Annotated in this window: 2 protein-coding genes; one reads left to right on the top strand and one right to left on the bottom strand. The window is 52.7% G+C overall.

Annotated features, from left to right (window positions below; all coding sequences use genetic code 11):
- The first annotated feature begins 351 nt into the window (after window positions 1–351).
- The gene (locus DMG62_25125; protein PYY18971.1) at window positions 352–1,281 is read left to right on the top strand and encodes a hypothetical protein; all 930 of its coding nucleotides are present in this window, start codon (window positions 352–354) and stop codon (window positions 1,279–1,281) included.
- A 62-nt stretch (window positions 1,282–1,343) separates the two neighbouring features.
- Here the strand turns inward: DMG62_25125 and DMG62_25120 are convergent.
- On the bottom strand, window positions 1,344–2,229 hold an 886-nt coding region (locus DMG62_25120), incomplete at its 5' end, for an RND transporter (GenBank protein PYY18970.1).

Here is a 2,229-nt window from a genome sequence, read left to right as displayed (position 1 = left end):
TCAAATGCCTGGATATCGCCCTGATTGAACAACCGAATCGCTTTGTCAGCGGATAGGTTAGTAGCTTTTCTTGATTTGAACCGTCGCATTTTCCACCCGATTTCCAAAACCTATGTGCTGAGCAGCGTAGAGAACACTGGCAAAAATAACAGGGGCTATGAGCCTTTGCCGACGGACAGACTGAGCTCAATTCTTGCGAATCGCCCAGTTGGCGGAAGACTGGCCTATATACAAGGGCTTTCTTGTCCTAAGGAAGCGCGGCGGAGCAACGTTTGTGTTTGCTGCTTGTCATTGACAGAACCTGAGTTAAGGGATATAGCTGTCGACAGGGTGCAAGGTTCGGAGAGGGCAATGGCAGCAAGCCGGGCAGCGGCGTTCTTTCTTGTTTATTGCGCGTTTGTAGGAGCGAAAGGCGGGGCTGTGGTGTGCGCGCAGGCCCGAGCGCCCGTTGAAATTGTAGCAAACGTTGAGTTGGTACAGATTCCCGTAACGATTTTCGACGACAAAGGTGCTGTGGCCACAGGCCTAAAGAAGAGTGACTTCCGGCTCTTCGAGGATGGAATTGAACAGAGAATACTTTACTTCGATCAAGAGCGTGTACCCGTCTCATTCGTAGTTCTTGCGGACTTAAGCTCCAGCATGACGAGAAAGATTCCCTTCGTTCAGGATGCGGCCCTTTCGCTGCTCGACTCTTTGGAAGAACAGGACCAGTACCACGATGAATACTCAATATTGAGCATAGGGAAGCGGTCCAAACTACTTATGCCGTTCACCACCGATGAACGAGATCTTGAACACCGATTACCCGTACTGCTTACAGCCACCAATGAGAGCACCTCACTCTTTGACGGGATTTGGCTGGGTGTGAATACAGTTCATCATGATGCTGCAAATAAGAGTCGCGCAATGATCATAATCACCGATGGGGGCGATAATCACAGCAGGTACAACCTAAGAGAGACCAGGGAGCTTTTGGAGGAAGCTGATGTTCCCGTTTTTACGGTGATGGCCGGACCGTTGTTTGAACTTCCTGCAATCTTTCCCCCGCAGCAGAAGAAACGCGACCGATTCCCCTCAGACGGATCCAAGACGCAGTTTCCTAACCTGCCGGTTCCGGGCCAAGACTACATTGGCCCCGCAGAGCGGCGCGGACCTCATAACATGAAAGTCTTAACGGAAGTGACCGGCGGCGGTGTGTTTACGGCCCACGATGAAGAAGATTTGCCGCGCATCGTTCGAACTATTGGACTGGCGGTCCTATCACAGTGTCGACTGAGCTGATTTTTTTTTTGACCTTCGGGAGCAAGGCGTTTCTTTGTTGCTTTTTTGTCTGCGCGTAGCACCTAGGATATGGGGCCCCGCCATTCCGGATCCTTCAGATTCCAACCGCCGCCCAAGGCTTTGTAGAGTTGCACAATGACTGTGCGCCGATTAAGTTCGGTAAAGGCAAGGGCATTCTCTGCCGGGTATAGCTGCAGTTGAGAATCCAGCACCTCAAAGTAACTCGCCTTACCGGCCACGTACCGCTGAAATGAGACTTTTACTGACTCCTGGTAGGCTTGGACAGCCTGGGCCTGCTCATCTCGAATCGCTTCGAATTTTTGGCGAGAAACTAAAGCATTCGACACATCCTGGAACGCAACCTGAGCGGTTTGCTCGTATTGAAGTCTCGTTTGTTCCCAGAACGCCACGCTTTGACGCTTCTGCGCTCTGAGGGCTCCGCCTTGGTAGATCGGGCCTGCAACATTCCCAGCAATGCTCCAGACGGTGGCATTACCGGATGATAGGGAACTAAGCGGAGAGCTGGCGCGGCCAAACAAAGAGGTAAGGCCAATTCGCGGGAAGAAATTTGCGGTGGCGATCCCGACTTGCGCGTTCGCAAATCGCAATTGCTGCTCAGCAGTCAAAATGTCCGGCCGGCGCTCAAGCAATGCCGAAGGCAAGCCAACAGGAATATCCGGCGGGACAATCTGTTCGAGAAGTTTGGCGGTGTGCGGTATCGGGTTGGGGTTGTTGCCCAACAACACGCTGATCTGATTCTCCTTGAGTGCAATCTGGCGCTCCAGCTCCGAGATGCTTGCAGTTGCCGTAGCGAGGGCTGCAGCGGCCCGAGAAGTGTCTAACTTCGAAGCCACTCCCCCCTCGAGACGCTGGGTAAACAACTTTAGCGTCTGCGAGAACGAGTCCGTTGTGTCTTTTGCGATCTGGAGCTGAAGATCTAAATCGAGG

This window comes from Acidobacteriota bacterium, from assembly GCA_003225175.1.
Taxonomy (GTDB): Bacteria; Acidobacteriota; Terriglobia; order Terriglobales; family Acidobacteriaceae; genus Gp1-AA112.
The sequence above is the reverse complement of the archived record's forward strand: the minus strand, read 5'-3'. Positions and strand labels throughout refer to the sequence as shown.